This is a genomic window from uncultured Sneathiella sp. (genome assembly GCF_963973085.1).
Classification (GTDB): domain Bacteria; phylum Pseudomonadota; class Alphaproteobacteria; order Sneathiellales; family Sneathiellaceae; genus Sneathiella.
Genome location: NZ_CAXAXA010000001.1, coordinates 316,589 through 331,454 on the forward strand (window position 1 = coordinate 316,589; position 14,866 = coordinate 331,454).

At 57.7% G+C, this 14,866-nt stretch carries 14 protein-coding genes and 1 tRNA gene; 4 read left to right on the forward strand and 11 right to left on the reverse strand.

The window, feature by feature from the left end:
• The first annotated feature begins 77 nt into the window (after nt 1-77).
• On the forward strand, nt 78-374 hold the full coding sequence (locus AACZ19_RS01460; RefSeq protein ID WP_339630452.1) for an HIT domain-containing protein: 297 nt from the start codon (nt 78-80) through the stop codon (nt 372-374).
• Nucleotides 375-480: 106 nt separating this feature from the next.
• On the opposite strand, the gene AACZ19_RS01465 is transcribed toward AACZ19_RS01460, so the two are convergent.
• Together AACZ19_RS01465 and AACZ19_RS01470 are read right to left on the reverse strand one after the other, a co-directional pair.
• Nucleotides 481-1,065: a hypothetical protein gene (locus AACZ19_RS01465; RefSeq protein WP_339630453.1), complete on the reverse strand. Its 585-nt coding sequence runs from the start codon at nt 1,063-1,065 to the stop codon at nt 481-483.
• Nucleotides 1,058-3,487, reverse strand: coding sequence for a 2Fe-2S iron-sulfur cluster-binding protein (locus AACZ19_RS01470; RefSeq protein ID WP_339630455.1), 2,430 nt, complete (start codon nt 3,485-3,487; stop codon nt 1,058-1,060). The genes AACZ19_RS01465 and AACZ19_RS01470 overlap by 8 nt, the downstream gene beginning before the upstream one ends.
• A 154-nt stretch (nt 3,488-3,641) precedes the next feature.
• Here AACZ19_RS01470 and AACZ19_RS01475 point away from each other — a divergent pair, with 154 nt between their 5' ends.
• Nucleotides 3,642-4,376 carry an SDR family oxidoreductase gene (locus AACZ19_RS01475; protein WP_339630457.1) on the forward strand — a complete coding sequence of 245 codons (735 nt, stop codon included), beginning with the start codon at nt 3,642-3,644 and terminating at the stop codon, nt 4,374-4,376.
• Between the two features lie 17 nt (nt 4,377-4,393).
• On the opposite strand, the gene AACZ19_RS01480 is transcribed toward AACZ19_RS01475, so the two are convergent.
• From AACZ19_RS01480 to AACZ19_RS01490, 3 genes are read right to left on the reverse strand one after another with little or no spacing between them, the layout of a single operon-like run.
• Nucleotides 4,394-5,458 (reverse strand): DUF2332 family protein, encoded by a 1,065-nt coding sequence (locus AACZ19_RS01480; RefSeq protein ID WP_339630459.1) that lies wholly within the window; start codon nt 5,456-5,458, stop codon nt 4,394-4,396.
• Nucleotides 5,455-6,657: an MFS transporter gene (locus AACZ19_RS01485; RefSeq protein ID WP_339630460.1), complete on the reverse strand. Its 1,203-nt coding sequence runs from the start codon at nt 6,655-6,657 to the stop codon at nt 5,455-5,457. Before AACZ19_RS01485 ends, AACZ19_RS01480 begins: the two co-directional genes overlap by 4 nt.
• A gap of 60 nt (nt 6,658-6,717) precedes the next feature.
• Nucleotides 6,718-7,512 (reverse strand): N-acyl homoserine lactonase family protein, encoded by a 795-nt coding sequence (locus tag AACZ19_RS01490; protein WP_339630462.1) that lies wholly within the window; start codon nt 7,510-7,512, stop codon nt 6,718-6,720.
• 207 nt (nt 7,513-7,719) lie between these two features.
• Here AACZ19_RS01490 and AACZ19_RS01495 point away from each other — a divergent pair, with 207 nt between their 5' ends.
• Nucleotides 7,720-8,625, forward strand: a complete 906-nt coding sequence (locus AACZ19_RS01495; RefSeq protein WP_339631405.1) for a cyclase family protein — start codon at nt 7,720-7,722, stop codon at nt 8,623-8,625.
• Nucleotides 8,626-8,693: 68 nt separating this feature from the next.
• Here the strand turns inward: AACZ19_RS01495 and AACZ19_RS01500 are convergent, their stop codons facing one another.
• From AACZ19_RS01500 to AACZ19_RS01520, 5 genes are all read right to left on the reverse strand, one after another.
• Nucleotides 8,694-9,503 carry a hypothetical protein gene (locus AACZ19_RS01500; protein WP_339630464.1) on the reverse strand — a complete coding sequence of 270 codons (810 nt, stop codon included), beginning with the start codon at nt 9,501-9,503 and terminating at the stop codon, nt 8,694-8,696.
• A 232-nt stretch (nt 9,504-9,735) separates the two neighbouring features.
• The gene (locus tag AACZ19_RS01505) at nt 9,736-10,647 is read right to left on the reverse strand and encodes a 2-dehydropantoate 2-reductase (RefSeq protein WP_339630466.1); all 912 of its coding nucleotides are present in this window, start codon (nt 10,645-10,647) and stop codon (nt 9,736-9,738) included.
• Between the two features lie 63 nt (nt 10,648-10,710).
• On the reverse strand, nt 10,711-11,730 hold the full coding sequence (locus AACZ19_RS01510; RefSeq protein ID WP_339630468.1) for a mechanosensitive ion channel family protein: 1,020 nt from the start codon (nt 11,728-11,730) through the stop codon (nt 10,711-10,713).
• A complete protein-coding gene (locus AACZ19_RS01515; RefSeq protein WP_339630470.1) occupies nt 11,723-13,030 on the reverse strand; it encodes a DUF2254 domain-containing protein in 1,308 nt (435 codons plus the stop codon). The genes AACZ19_RS01510 and AACZ19_RS01515 overlap by 8 nt, the downstream gene beginning before the upstream one ends.
• Before the next feature lie 42 nt (nt 13,031-13,072).
• Nucleotides 13,073-13,834, reverse strand: coding sequence for a flavodoxin family protein (locus tag AACZ19_RS01520; RefSeq protein ID WP_339630472.1), 762 nt, complete (start codon nt 13,832-13,834; stop codon nt 13,073-13,075).
• Nucleotides 13,835-13,996: 162 nt separating this feature from the next.
• On the opposite strand from AACZ19_RS01520, the gene AACZ19_RS01525 reads away from it, so the two are divergent.
• Complete coding sequence (locus AACZ19_RS01525) at nt 13,997-14,437, forward strand: hypothetical protein (protein ID WP_339630474.1); 441 nt, start codon at nt 13,997-13,999, stop codon at nt 14,435-14,437.
• Between the two features lie 127 nt (nt 14,438-14,564).
• Here the strand turns inward: AACZ19_RS01525 and AACZ19_RS01530 are convergent.
• Nucleotides 14,565-14,640 (reverse strand) — tRNA-Lys (locus AACZ19_RS01530).
• Nucleotides 14,641-14,866: the final 226 nt, after the last annotated feature.

Here is a 14,866-nt window from a genome sequence, read left to right on the forward strand (position 1 = left end):
GCAGAATTCCGTTGGCCTTTGCCGCCAAAGCTCCTACCCTGATCCGAAAATGTCCCGCCCGAAACCTGAGGAGAAATATGTTCGACCTTCACCCCCGGCTTGCCAGCGATACGCTCAACGTCTGTTCGCTGCCGCTCTCGCGCGTCCTGCTGATGAATGATGCGCGCTATCCCTGGATCATTCTGGTGCCGGAGCGGCCGGATCTTGTCGAGATGCATGACCTGAACGATGATGACTATGCGCTCCTGAGCGGCGAAATACGCGAGGCCAGCAAACGAATGGCGACGCTTTTCGGGGCTCACAAGATGAATGTTGCCGCGCTCGGCAATATGGTGCCGCAGCTGCATGTCCATGTGATTGCCCGGCCAGCCTGATGATGCCGCCTGGCCCGCACCGGTCTGGGGCCAGGGCGACGCGGTGCCCTACAAACAGGACGCGGCGGAGGAGCGTCTCCGCCTCATCCAGGAGGCCCTCACCGGGTTATAGCACCTGATAGCCGAACTGCGCCGCCCGCCGGGTCAGCCAGCGCCAGAGTTCCGGTGCATGGCTGCGCGGAACAAGCAAGTCAAAATGGCCGCCGTCGCGTCGGAGCAGGAGGAGATCGATCCCGCCGATATCCGCCCGGACCACATGATGGACGGGAAAGGCCTTGTCCCGCAGGTCCTGCCGGATGCCCCGGCGCAGCAGATTGATGACCATCGGTCCGCCGAGGCGCAGGCAGCAATAGCCATGACCGAGCGACACCACGCTGCCTTCCTCCGGCGCGATGGCGGCGGCGAGGATATCTGCCGGGCCTGCTTCTCCGAGATAGCCGAGATGACCGGCCTCAAGGCTGAACAGACGTCCACCCGAAAGCGCGATTGAGCCTTGCCGCGCAGGCAGATCCTGAATACCCAGAAGTTCCGCCAGCTTTGAGCGCAGGCTCGCTTTGTTCATCTCCCAAAGCGAGATGTCGAGATAAGAAAACTCCCTTATTTCCTCAATAGTTACGCCCGGTTGCTCAGTCGCTTTACCAAATCGTCCGTGGATGCGCTGACCCTTCAGGGCGGAATTGCGTTCAAGCACGGGAATCCTCCTTCCTGAAGTTCAGATGCCGGGGGGCCCTGACTTTCACATCGATCACCGGCTTGCCGTCATCACCAGCCGCGCGGATCAGGGTACCCACTCGTGCCCGTCCCTCGGTCAACAGGGCAAGCGCAATGTCATGGCCGAGTGTCGGGCTGTGGCCGGCGGACGTCACGATCCCGATACCGGGCCCGCGTGGCGGGGTGCCATCGCCCTCATAGAGCCTCATTCCAGCCCTGAGTTCCACGGCCTCCTTTCCCTCCTCCGTTCCGGAAACCGGTTTCAGACCAACGAGTTGCGGATCAGTCTTGCGATCCCTTCCCGGTGTGGCGGTCAGGCCGAGCCCCGCCGCCGTCGCCCCCGCGCGGATCTCCGCCGGTCCGATGTGCCCGGCTTCGATCCGAAGAATATCCCGCGCCGCCGTGCCCACCGGGGTCAAGTCATGTGACTTCCCTTTTTCGCGCAGTAAATTCCAGAGAATGTCCGCATAGCCCGCCGGGGTCATGATCTCATATCCTGCCCCGCCGGAGAGGGAGAGCCGCGCGATCCGGAGGGGAAGCTCGTCCTGCTCGAACGCCACAAAACCCATGGCCGGAAGCGAATTTTCCTTTGCCAGCGCCGGGAAGCACTCCGCGAGGATCGCCGGGGCGGCAGGTCCCTCCAGCGCGAGGGCGCCCCAGCTATCGGTGATGTCGGTCACCGACAGTTTCTCATTGTCCAGCTTCATCTCCAACAGCTTCGATAGAGCGGCAGCGAAGGGACTTGCCGCCGTGGTAAGGCAATAGTGATGCGGTGCAAGCCGCCAGCCGATCACGCCCGCGAGTGCCCGGCCATCTTCCCGGCAGAGGATCCCGTGACGGAGCCTGCCCACGGACAGTTTCGCCCAGCCATCGTCGAACAGTCGGCCGAGGAAGGCCGCCGCATCGGGGCCCTGAACATCAACCTTGCCAAGGCAGCTGATATCGCAAAGACCGGCGCCGGTGCGCACGGCAAGGGCTTCGCGCCGCGTTGCGTCCATCTCTTCCTCGTCCGCCGCCGGATAAGCCTTGGCGAGATACCAATCGCCCTGCATCGTGAAAACCGCCCCGGCCCGCTCAATTGCGCTCTGCAACGGTCCGACGCGGCGCGCGGGCAGCTTTTCCGCAGGAACGATGACCTCGCCGTCCAGCGGATACGGACGCCCCAACAGGCTGTAGGTCGGGCTATCCGGCGACCAGAGGATTTCCGTCTCCGGGTCGGCAAAGCATTTCCCCCGGCCCTTTGCGGGCATCGGCAGCTGCTCCTCCGTGATTGCGGCGGACTGAATCAAAGCGTCACAGTCGAGATGGATATCCCGCTGCAGCGGATCATTGCCGGTTTTCCGCAAAATGAGACGGCGAAGACGGCGGAACCCGCGCGCCGCGACAATGCAATGGCCGGGATAGAGCGGAATACCGGCCTGTCGGGCGAACTGGTGACAGTGCGCGGGCACCAGCTCCCGCGGATCGACAATGGCCGCAAGCGGTACGCCTGCTTCCTGGAGCGCGGGAACGAGGTTATAGATCGCATCGTCATTGCCATAAAGCACGATCCGCTTCCCCGGCAGCACAGCGTAGCGCCGCACCAGCGAGAGCGCCGTTTTTACATCAAATATGCCGGGCAAATCATTATTCTGGAAAACAAATCCGAATTCTTCCCTGCCGGTCGCCAGCTCCAGCTTTTCGGCGCTGACATGTCGCAAGCGACGCGTGGGAAACATCGGATCGGTGTCCGGCAGATGATCCTGCACCCGCTCTTCCAGTAAGACCGATGTCTTGCCGTCCTCGGCAATCGCCGTCGTGCGGGAGTAGAGGCTAACATTCGGTTGCGCCTTCAGATGCGTGATCATTTGCGCGCGCCAATCGGGCGCATCCAGGCCCGAATAATTCCCTGCCTCATGCAGCAGGCGACCGCCGAACTCGAAATCACGCTCCACCAGAATGACGTCCGCCCCGCCTTCCGCCGCCAGAACGGCGCGGCGCAGGCCTTTCGGGCCGCTGCCGACAATCAGGACATCCGTATGATCATGAACATGCTCGACCTCGCCGGGACTATCCTCCGGAGCCTTGACCCACGGCAAAAACGAGAAGGACTGCCGCGCCACCAGCCCGTCGTACAGTTCCTGCTCACTCGCCCGCACCTGTTCAACCTTGCCGCCGCGCTCGATCAGGACGATAGCGTCGAGGCCGCGCGGACGGCGGTATCTTGCACTGCGCCCGAGCGTCAGATGGCCGTTCGCCAGCAGCGCGGAGGCCAGCGTATCCCCGGCAAAACCGAGGAGTGCTTCTCTGTTGAAGCGGAACTCAAGCGGGCTCTTCCGGTCGATCATGCCGCCTTCGATGCGCTGATCGGCGTCTGAGCGCCCGGTAACGTGTCGCAATGTAAACGGCCAGATACGCGCCATTTGTACTCCCCCTTGTCACCTCATTACTAACAGAAGCGACCAGATCATTTCTACACAGGATTATGTTTCTTTTTTGTCGCCCATGCCATTTGACTTTGTCCGGTTGCAGGCCTAGCCTTTTTGATGCGCAGAATTGTTGGAAAAGGATAACAGAATGAGCAAACAATCCTGTCTTGTCATCGGTGCGGGAGATGCCACCGGCGGCGCCATCGCCCGACGCTTTGCAAAAGAAGGTTTCGAGACCTGCATCGTCCGGCGGGAACGGCATCTCGACGATCTCAACGCCCTCGCCGAGGACATCAGGAAGGACGGCGGCAGCGCTCATGCCTTCGGTGCGGATGCCCGCAATGAAGACGAGATGATCGAACTGTTCGCGAAGATCGAGAAAGAGGTCGCTCCGCTTGGTGTCGTGGTTTTCAATATCGGCGGCAATGTCAATTTCCCGATTACGGAGATGACGAGCCGCGTCTATCGCAAGGTCTGGGAGATGAGCTGCTTCGCCGGGTTCCTTGCCGGGCGGGAGGCAGCGAAAGCCATGCTGCCGCGCGGAAAAGGCACGATCCTGTTTACCGGGGCGACCGCCTCATTGCGCGGCGGCGCAGGCTATTCCGCCTTTGCCGGAGCCAAGCACGGCCTTCGCGCCCTCGCCCAGAGCCTCGCGCGGGAGCTGGGGCCGCAAGGCATCCATGTCGCCCATGTCATCATTGACGGCGCAATCGACACCGCCTTTGTCAGGGAACGCTTCCCCGAACGCTATGCCCTCAAAGCCATGGATGGTATTTTGCAGCCTGACGATATCGCCGAGAATTACTGGCATCTGCACAGCCAGAACAAAAGCGCCTGGACCCATGAGATGGATCTCCGCCCGTGGATGGAGAAAATGGCCTAAGAGACTGAACCGAAAGTCTATTCCGGCCAGCCATGCCAGTCGATCCAGCGCCCGTGGAAATCGGCGCGGCCGACCAGACGCTCCTCCCCTGACGGCCAGAGGATGAGGGTGAGGCCGGTGCCCGGCGTCTTGCCGTCAATCTCCATCCGTGCCCAGGCGAGCGGTGCATTGCTGGTGGCGCGGGCCCCGGCGGCGCGGATAATCTCTTCCCCCTTTGCGCGGGCTCTTTCGGGGATATATTGCCAGGCGATGGTACTGTAGATGACATGGGCGCATCCCTCCATCGGCTCGGCTGTGCGCCGGGCCAGCCAGTCAATGGCATCGGCTTTTTCCACACGGACATCGCTTGCGGCGGCGATATCGAGCGCAGCACGGGTCCGGCTCAACCGGTCGGCCTGATCCGCCCAGATAAAGGACAGCATCCGGTCGCGATCGGCGGGATTACCGGGATCGATCGGTAAGAGGTCGCAGCCCGCCCGCCCCTTTATCTCCAGCGGCACATCCGGCGCCGCCCGTCCCGGCCATTTCGGCGAGATCCGAACTTTCGAGTTTTCCGGCCCCCGACTCATCCCGCCAAGATCGACATGGTAATGATCCGGATGCAGGTTGAGACCGGCGCTCGCCCCGACTTCCGAGAGGACCAGCGGCAGGCCGGTCTGGCGCGTGACTTCCAGAAACATCGGCAGGGTCGCGCCGACGCGGCGCACCTCGTTCGTCTGCGGCGGCCCTGTCAGGCGATCAAGAATAAAGGCCTTATGCTCGGTAAGCGCCGTGGCAACCGCAACCCAGAGCTCATCATCGGAAATGCCCTCATGGTGCGGCGGATAGAGCGCGGCGAGCGAAGAGCTACGTCCCGTCATAACCAACGCATGCAACGCGCCGCAGAGCCGAAGCGGCACGGAATCGCCGAGCGCCGAGGCATCCCCCTGCCATCCCAGAATGGCATCGGCCACGGCCCAGCCGGGATGCAGGCGCTGCCCCGCGAGGCGGCAAATTCGGGCGGTAAAGGGGGAGCCGAGCTTCTCGCAGGCCTCATCTTGACGCAAAAATGCGTCGCGCACGGCGCTTGGATTCATCGTCATTGCATGCCTCCTCGGGAAGAATGATTGCCCCGCCGCATCGCGAGGACGGACAGGCAGAATATCAGCGCGCAGCCCGCCAATACGGCCAGCGAGACCAGCGGCAGGACATCATAGCCCCAGCGCACCGACACAAAATTCGAAATCCAAGAGCCGACGGAAATGCCAAGATACAGCGCCGCCGCATTGAGCGCCAGCAGCAAGCTGCGCCGTTCGGGGTCGATATTGGCGATGCGCTGCTGCTGCGGCGAGTGGAACATCATGCCGAAAGCCGACCAGATGACGATGGCCGCAAAGGCGAGCCATAAATTCGGCCCGATCGCCCAGATCATCAGGAAGCCCGCACCGAGCCCGATGAGGGTCACGAAAATAACCCGATCCGGGCCGAAGCGGTCGCTCAAGCGCCCCGCGAACACATTGCCGAGCACCCCGTTGACGCCATAGGCCAGCAGCACCAATGCAATCAGGTTTTCGGCGAGGCCGAATTTCTGGGACATATAGGGGGCAATCAGGGCGTAGGTGCAGAAAATCGCCGTCATCTGCAAAAAGGTGGTGAGCACCGCGAAGGAGGAGCGAACGCGGGTCAGCGCCTCGAACATATGGGCGAAGGAGATTTGCGCGCCAGCCTGCCGGTCCTTCACGAGATAGAGGATTGAGGCCATCGAACCGAGCGCCACCAGCGCCATCACAAGGAACACCAGACGCCAGCTCATCAGGGTGCCGAGATAGGCCGAAATCGGCGTGCCCAAGACCGAGGCGAAGGTCAGTCCAGCAAAGACAATGCCCATTGCCCTGCCCTGTTGCTCCGGCGGCACCATACCGGCGCCAATGGCCGAACACATGGGACTGATCGCCGCCGCGCTCAACCCCATCAGCCCGCGCGAGATGAACAGCATCTCGTAGCTGGTCGACGCCGCGCCGAGGATCAGCGCAAGCGCCAACAGACCAAGTCCCGTGCAGAGGATCTTTATGCGGGCGAAACCGCTGAAAAACACCTGGGTGAGCGGTGCGGCAATGGCGAAGGCAAGCGCAAAGACGGTAACCAGAAAGGCGATATCCGACGGCGGCACCTCAAGACCGTCCGATATCTGCCAGGTCAATGCAATAACCGACAGGCTGGACGTCCCGACCATGAAATAGGCGGTGCTGAGCGAGATAAGCGCCCAGCGCGGAAAGGGTTGTTTTATTATTGTTTTTTCCATTTGCAGGGACTTTAGCAAATGTCTCCCCGCCGACCTAGCGCGAATTGCGTCTCCTGAACTTCACAGCTTTGGATCGGCGTGGAGCTGAACGATATTCTCCGATCCGCCGTCGATGATCGGGTACCAGGCGCGGGTCAAAGGATCATGCCCCGGAATGATATGATCGTCGCTGTCGGCGAGTGCCCTGAGCCTGTCATAGCCGCGCAAGGTCGCCTCCATATCCACGACAATGGGGAACGGTTTGCCGGTACGGTAATTCTCATAGAAATGACTGCTGTCCGAGGCGAGCACCACCCAGCCGCGCCGGGTCCGCACCCGGACGCATTGCTGTCCGCGCGTATGGCCGCCGATCAGATGCACCTCGACCCCCGGCGCAATCTCCCTCGATCCTTCGCAGAAGACCACATTCCCCTGATAGAGGGAGCGGACCATCTCCACCACATGCTCCCCGGAATAGGGATGACGCAGCACGTCGTGACACATACAGGGGCCCGTGACATATTCCAGCTCAGCCGGTTGCACATAGAGCTTTGAGCTACGGAATTCATGGAGAGAACCCGCATGGTCATAATGCATATGGGTGACGATAACAGTGTCGATGGTCTCCGCAGGGAGGCCGAAATCGGCGAGCATCTCCACTGGCGTCTGCAGGAGCGGCCGGTTACGAAGCTTCCCCTCCTCCGCATCGAAGCCGGTATCCACAAGAATGGTTTTCTCTCCGTTCTTCAGCACCCAGACGTAGTAATCGATGGGATATGGCGCGGCGTGATCATCGGCGAACAAAAAGGATTCCCGACGCGTCCGGTTTTTCATCCCCGCATAACGTAGCGCATAGATTTCCCATGTATCGCTCATATCCACCCCCTTCGGCTTTGCCGATTTTTGTTTATTATTATTCAAGAATACGATGTTCAGGGCGTGATGCAACAGGCGATTTCATCAGAACCGCTACCCTCTTGCATATTAGCATTTTAAATAATAGTCTTTCCTGACTTATAAAAATAATATCTGGGAGGATACATCATGACAATCTGGAAAACCCTCACCGCAACCGCGGTGGGAATGACATTTCTTGCGGGCACGGCACTGGCGCAGGAATGCACACCGTCAAAATGGGGGGCGGATGATGAAATCGGCTCCGCCAACCTTGTCTCGCCGGAACGCACGCTCGCCGCCACGAAGCTGGTCAAGCAGGGCAAGAGCGTCCCGCTCGGCATCGTGATCGATTCCACGACCCCCGCCTTCCCGCCGCGCGGCCTCAGCCTGCAGGTGGTGCAGCCGAACCAGCAGGGCGGGCAGAAGCTCTTCGCCTTTGACGGCAACTATAACGATGACCTGATGCAGCTCTGGCTCGGCATCGGTTCGCAGATCGACGGGCTCGGCCATCTCGGTGAGAACGGCCTCTATTACAACTGCCTCGACGAGAAGGAAATCTCGCAGATTACCGGCCTGACGAAGCTCGGCACCCATAACATCCCGCCACTGGTCGGCCGGGGTATCGTCATCGACATGACCAAGCATTTCGGTGTTGAAAGCCTGGAGGCCGGGCAGTTCTTCACCGCCGCCGACATTCAGGAAGCGGCGAAGAACCAGGGCATTGAAATCCGCGAGGGCGACATCGTCCTCTTCTATACCGGCTGGACGGATGCAAAGCTGGAAAGCGATCCCGTGGCCTGGGCGAGCGGCGAGCCCGGCACATCGGAGGATGCGGCGGAATGGCTCGCTGCGCAGAATGTGATGGCCGTCGGCTCGGATACCTGGGGCCTTGACGTGGTCCCACCGGAAAAAGAGGGGCGCCCCTTCTACGGCCATGTCACATTGCTGAAAAAGAACGGGATTTATATCCTCGAGACCATGAACACCGGTCCGCTGGTGCGCGACGGGGTGACGGAGTTCATGTTCGTCCTCGGCCAGGCCCGCGTCCGCGGCACGGTGCAGATGATCATCAACCCGGTCGCGATGTACTAGGCGATATACGGCAGCAAGCAAAAGGGACCGGGAGACCGGTCCCTTTTTTTGTTGTTTTACTGAAACGGCTAATTATCTATTTTTTTAAAACTTGATGAGACTTCTTCCTCTATTTTAGAGATTCGACGCCCCCAATCTGTCTCTTTATGAAAAAAGTTATCGAGCCTTTCAATATCAGATTTTTCAGTTTTGATAACAATATTTGAAGGATCAAGCGGTTTCCTGCGTTTTACTTTATTTGAAAACAACTCACCCAATAAAGCATTTTGACTTTCGACTCTCAAATCGTAAATGAAGTCTGAAATCATTGAGTTAGCTTCTATATATTTTTTACCGAGTTCGGAAATTGTGTTTAGCAACTCTTCATTTGGTAGTTTTTGATATATATGTTTCTCGTCTGTACCATCATTAAATTCTTTAAGGACGACCAGAGGTAATACCTTTAGTAATTCTGGATAAAGGCTAAGAAAGCTTTTTAGCTGTTCATCGTGTGCGTAGTTAAATGCAGTTCTAAATATTTGCAAATCTGGAAATGCAACTTCATATCGCTCTAAGACCCCCAATAATGCGCCATGGGCTTCACCAACTTCAAAATTTAGTTGATTAAATTTATTAGGATCTTTTCCTACCAACCATAACCTATAATCAAGAGTTTGATTATTCAGACAATGCTTTAAATTTTCTACAAGAGTTCGAACAAAATTAGATGCTATTATTTCTGCTTCAGATAACTTCTGAGCTGTATCATCAATTTCATTATAAATTTTAAGCCTCAAATCTGAGCGAATTCTTTCTTCTTGAAGCTTTCTATTGTTTTTAAACTGTTTGCTGACTTGCCATGATACGATGCCAACACTTACTAACAAACCTGCCGCCATTTAAATATAACCCGATAGTACTAGGTTCTAAAGTTTCAACTTTTTCAAAGAAACTAATTAAGCAATCCATAGCTTGAGCTTTTCAACAATATCTCACTGATAGAATATCCAATCCAATTACTTTATCCGAAAAACCAAATTTGCACCAATTTATTGCATTTGACGAATATTTAAGCCAGTCTTAATAGCTAACTATTTTCACACTAAGCTATCCTATTTTAGAGCTAACCGCTCACCCCTGCCCTGCTGCCACGGCCATATGGGTGTAGGCGATTTTGAGGAGGGGGCAGTCGATGTTTGCGGCGGCGCCCTTCGCGATCAACGCGCCGAGGATATGGTCATGCTCGGTCTTGAGGCCGCCGGTCAGGTCGCGCATCATCGAGGCGGTGAAGATCGAGCCTTCCTTCGTCAGCATGGCGCTTTGACCTGACTGCACTTTCTCCGCGATGGCATGGTTGTTGGCGGCGGCGATGGCGCAGGCCTCGCCATGCATGCGGCGGGACATTTCGGCGCCGTAAGGCGTCGCAACAATCTCGCCGATCGAGCCAAGGCAGAGCGTCGTCATGCCCGCAAGGGTCGCCAGCATCACCCATTTATCCCAGAGCGCCTGCTCGATATCCGCCGCGTCGGTGAAGTTGAAGTCGGCCTTCTCGCAATAGCCGGCGAATTCTTGGGCGATGTCCTCATGGGCTGGGCTGCGCGCGCCCGAGATCAGCCCCGCCACGTCGCCCATGCGCTTAACCGCGCCGGTCTCCGTAATCGTCGCGGCGATCTGCGCCACGCCGCCCATCACCCGGTCCCGGCCGAATGTCTCGTCCAGCGTCTGAATATGATCGAAACCGTTGAGGAACGGCAGGAAGACGCCCTTTGCGCTCGCCTTCTTGAGGGAGGCCAGCGAATCCGCGAGGTCATAAGCTTTGGGCGCGAGGATGATCAGGTCATATTCGGGGGTCAGCTGATCGGCGTCAACGGTTCTCGGCTGTACCGTGATACTGCCCTCTGGCGTCTCGATGGTGAGGCCGTTCTCCTCGATCAGTGCCCGGCGTTTATCGCGCAGCAGGAAGGTGATGTCGGCCCCTGCCGCCATCAGTTTTACGCCGAAATACCCGCCGACACCGCCAGCCCCTACGATCAGAATTTTCATGGAAGTCGCCTCAAGCCTTTATTGTGGTTTTAATTTCATCGTCCTTCTATGGGACTTTTCCCTCTATTTATCAACCAGCAAAGTCCCGGCCTTCGACGCATCTTCGGGCTTTTCCGCCTCCGGGTCATCCTCGCTGATGGTCAGCTTTGGCGGCGGCGGACCCGCCACAATCTCTTCTGTTTCCGGTGCGGTAGTTGAGGCGGATGGGCTGCCCTCCGCAACCGGTGTTCCGTCGGTGCTCTGATAGTAGATCAGCTGCGGATCGGTCGGATCGATATCATTGGCCTCGAACGCCTCCTTGATGGCGCGGACCGCGCGGGAGCGGGTTACCACCTCGGCGGAGCGTTCGGAATTGATCCACCAGCGGACTTTCATCCCGAGGGAAGTCGAGCCCAGTTCCCAGCAGAGGATCTGCGGCGGCGGGTCAGTCAGGATTTCCTCCACCTGTTTCAGGGAATTCTCGATGATGGCGGTCATCTTGCCGATGTCATAGACATAGCCGACGGTCAGGTCGATTTCGATCCGGCGCTCCTTCTGCGAGGTATTGACAATGACTGTGCCGGTATAGATCGTCGTATTGGGAATGACGATATCGCGGCCATCATAGGTGCGGATAATCGTCGCCCGCGGCTCAACCCGGAGAACCGCCCCCTCCGCCTCGCCAACCCGTATCTGGTCGCCGCGCCGGAACGGCATGCGCAGCAGGATCAGAAGCCCCGCCAGCCAGTTCTGCAATATATCCTTGAAGGCGAAACCAATGGCGAGCGAGCCGATCCCGAGACTCGCCAGCATATCGGCAGGCTTGACCGAGGGGAATACGATGGTCGTTGACAACAGCAGGCCGAAAACGATCACGCCCCAGAAGCTGAAACTGGAGAGGATCAGCCCGAGGTCGCCGCGGTCCATGCGCCGGAAATAGGCCGCCACCAGCCGCTTCACCGCATGGGCCAGCAGGGTGAACAGAATCATGGCGAGAAGGCCGACGACCAGGTTGGGGATCAGGGCATAGAAGGCTTCGGTCCAGCTCGCCATCGTCTCCCGCGCGAGGGTTACGCCTGTGGCAAGGGGTTCGCTGTCATTCATCCTTTCCGTCCTTTTTCTTACGGTCCCGGATGGCCTTGCGGAAGGTCGGTGGCAATACCTCGATCACGCTCTCGATATCTTCAGGCAGATGTCCGGCCTTCTCGACCTCCCGTATCAACAGGAGCGCATGGTCCTTCAGGATTCCCTGCACCTCTTTCCCACAGGTCGCACAGAGGCGCGCATAGGCACGGGCGATACAGATCGCCATCAGGATATTGTTCCCCGACGCCTGGCGCAGCGGATGGAAGGCCTGGTTGATCAGGTTACCGATGGAAAGTTGCGGCACCATCAGGCGGATATAGCCCTCCTCATCCTTATGGATAGAGGCCGTGGCCGCTTCCTGCGTCTCCGCCTGCGACAGGGCGTTCGACAGGCTGTCCACCGTCGCAATCGCCGTGAAGGAATCGTTCACGCCCGGCGACAAGGCGCGGAGCGCAATCTCCAGCAGCAAATTAACCGAGAACTCGATCGGGCTGTCCTCGGAGCGGGAAGGCTGGATGGAGATCTGCTTCTGGATGGAATCCACAGTCTCCTCGTCCAGCTCCTTCGTCGCCTTGATCATGACTTCTTCACCGAGGGTATAGGCGCCACGCGGCTTCTGGATTTCAATCGTCACCTCGGCCTTCGTTGCGATCTCCGTCAGCTTGTCCTCATTGAGGGAACCGAGATAGCCCGGCTTGCCGGCGATGATGTCGAACACGAAGTCATCGACTTTCTCCACGGCCTTCTTCCGCTCTTTCCTCTCTTCCTCGCCCCGGCTCTTGTTCCGGGCGTCGAGAGCTGTCTTTAAATTCGTCGTTATGCCAGCAATTTCATCATCAATTGCAACACTTTGCGCAACATTTCGGACAAAATAGATAAGCTGCATCACGCAGAGCGTGGCCAGTACTTCTGCCCCGAGGATCGTGAGATTGGGAACGAAATCCTGATTAATAAAGGTTATGGCCAGAATGGCATAGAGAAAGGTACCGCCGAAAATGCCGGCCGTCACCTGATTGACAATATCGGAGGTAAACCGCTTGAGCATGCGCGGCGCGAGGTTTCCCGCTGCCAATGCAAAAACAACAAGGACGATGGAGTATGTCAGCGTCAGCGCGGACATCGCCCCGCCCGCAATCACCGACAGGATTATCCGCGCCGTCTCGGGCGCGAGCATCTGCAGATAGGGATTGAGGCTGTCCGTGCCGAGATAGGTTTCCCCATAGCCGATGATAAGCGACAGGGCGCCAATGGAGAGCGCAATCCCCGCCGGTACGGTCTGCAGCATCACGAACGGATGTCGAAGAAATCTGAAATTCATTCTGGCATACCCATCGTGATAGTCCCCTCGGGTTTCAAAAAATCAGGCACGATGCTCCGGGTTTTCATAATCGAACCGGCACCCCGCCTTCCACGCATTGCGGTCATTTCCGTGATTGGGCAGACCACCCGCGTCTTTCAGCATACGCGCCATATGCATCAGGTTCCATGTCATAATTGTCAGATTTCGCTGGGTGAAATCATTATTGTAACCGTGGGGTTCGCCATCCTCATTCTCATCGCCATAGGACGGGCCCGGCCCGGCCTCCCCGATCCAGCCGCAATCGGCCTGCGGCGGGACGACATAGCCCAGATGCTGCAGCGCATAGAGCATGGTCATCGCACAATGCTTGATACCGTCCTCATTGCCGGTGATGACGGCGCCGCCGGTCTTGCCGTAATAAAGGCTCTGCCCCTTGTCATTAAGCTCCCCGCTCATCGCGTAGAGCCGCTCGATAATCACCCGGCAGACCGAGCTTTCCTCCCCAAGCCAGATCGGTGTGCCGAGGATCAGGATATCCGCCGCCGCCACCTTCTCCCATAATTTCGGCCAGTCGTCCCGGTCCCATCCATGCTCGGTCATATCCGGATAGACGCCATAGGCAATCTGATGGGAAAGCACATGGACATGGTCCACCATGACGCCGTTTCGCGCCATGATTTCCTCCGCCACGCCCAGCAGTTTCCGGGTATGGGACTGGCTGCCGTCTTTCTTGAGTGTACAGTTGAGAATAACCGCTTTCAGGTTGGAAAAATTTGTCTGGTTATCCGCGCAAGTTTGTTCCTGTTCTGGAGTCAATGCCATTGTCGTGCTCCCGATGTTTCTGGATTTCACAGAGGATTGTTGCATAGCCGGAGTGAAATATCGACCCCGCGGATTATCCCATACTCAGCCAAAGCTTTGCTGTTAAAAGAAATTAGTTTATATTATAATAATATGAAATATCAACGGAGTGGAACGGCGGGGATGGACAGGGAATATCAGACCACGTCTGAAAAAAAGTTCAAAAACTGCTTCCTGACATCTTATGACTATGGTGGTGAGCAGCTTCACCTTATCCGGTCAACCGGCCCAGTCGGACGGCGAGAGCGTGCTCCCGTGTTTGAGCATATCCTGAAAACCAACAGCTCCGGCCGGATGTTCTACATCCTCGACAATCGCGGCGGCCATGAGATTGAGCTCACCTCGGCGGATATGAATTTCCTCAATGATATGCTGATCAACGGCGGGATAACCTATGTGCGCGGCGCCGTCATTACCAATGACGAGGCCTACAGTATCCTTGTTTCAATGGCACATGCCAAGGCGAAGGCCAGCGATTTCGAGATTGAACTGATCTCGACCACCAACCATGACGAGGCCGAAACCTTTGTGGTTTCCAAATTGCGGGACTGCCTCGCACCCTAGCGATAATCCTTTCAGGCCACCGACTGTTGATACTTCGGGTAACAGGATACTATTTTAAAATCGCCCGGAATGAATACCCGCAAAATCCAAATGGCTCACCGGAAAAACGGCAAGCCATTGAAAAATTTGGTGGGCGCTGGGGGATTCGAACCCACGACCCGCTGATTAAGAGTCAGCTGCTCTACCAACTGAGCTAAGCGCCCACAATAAGCATTCATTATCGCGGTTTTTCGAACGGCAGACGGCCCTTCGATTGGTGTTCCCGGAGCCTGAAAACCACATCGCTCCGCGCCGGGAGCGATTGTTTACCACAGGAATTCCCGCCCGACAAGAGGTGAGACAGGCACTAAACACTCGACAACGGTTTTTCCCGCCTTTATCATAACGTCTTCAACGACTTGTGCCTCAACTCAAATGCCGACCACCACG

Coding starts and splice junctions, on each gene's coding strand:
- AACZ19_RS01460 (WP_339630452.1), top strand. CDS start 78: ATGTTCGACCTTCACCCCCGGCTTGCCAGCGATACGCTCAACGTCTGT.
- AACZ19_RS01470 (WP_339630455.1), bottom strand. CDS start 3,487: ATGGCGCGTATCTGGCCGTTTACATTGCGACACGTTACCGGGCGCTCA.
- AACZ19_RS01475 (WP_339630457.1), top strand. CDS start 3,642: ATGAGCAAACAATCCTGTCTTGTCATCGGTGCGGGAGATGCCACCGGC.
- AACZ19_RS01480 (WP_339630459.1), bottom strand. CDS start 5,458: ATGACGATGAATCCAAGCGCCGTGCGCGACGCATTTTTGCGTCAAGAT.
- AACZ19_RS01485 (WP_339630460.1), bottom strand. CDS start 6,657: ATGGAAAAAACAATAATAAAACAACCCTTTCCGCGCTGGGCGCTTATC.
- AACZ19_RS01490 (WP_339630462.1), bottom strand. CDS start 7,512: ATGAGCGATACATGGGAAATCTATGCGCTACGTTATGCGGGGATGAAA.
- AACZ19_RS01495 (WP_339631405.1), top strand. CDS start 7,720: ATGACATTTCTTGCGGGCACGGCACTGGCGCAGGAATGCACACCGTCA.
- AACZ19_RS01500 (WP_339630464.1), bottom strand. CDS start 9,503: ATGGCGGCAGGTTTGTTAGTAAGTGTTGGCATCGTATCATGGCAAGTC.
- AACZ19_RS01505 (WP_339630466.1), bottom strand. CDS start 10,647: ATGAAAATTCTGATCGTAGGGGCTGGCGGTGTCGGCGGGTATTTCGGC.
- AACZ19_RS01510 (WP_339630468.1), bottom strand. CDS start 11,730: ATGAATGACAGCGAACCCCTTGCCACAGGCGTAACCCTCGCGCGGGAG.
- AACZ19_RS01515 (WP_339630470.1), bottom strand. CDS start 13,030: ATGAATTTCAGATTTCTTCGACATCCGTTCGTGATGCTGCAGACCGTA.
- AACZ19_RS01520 (WP_339630472.1), bottom strand. CDS start 13,834: ATGGCATTGACTCCAGAACAGGAACAAACTTGCGCGGATAACCAGACA.
- AACZ19_RS01525 (WP_339630474.1), top strand. CDS start 13,997: ATGGACAGGGAATATCAGACCACGTCTGAAAAAAAGTTCAAAAACTGC.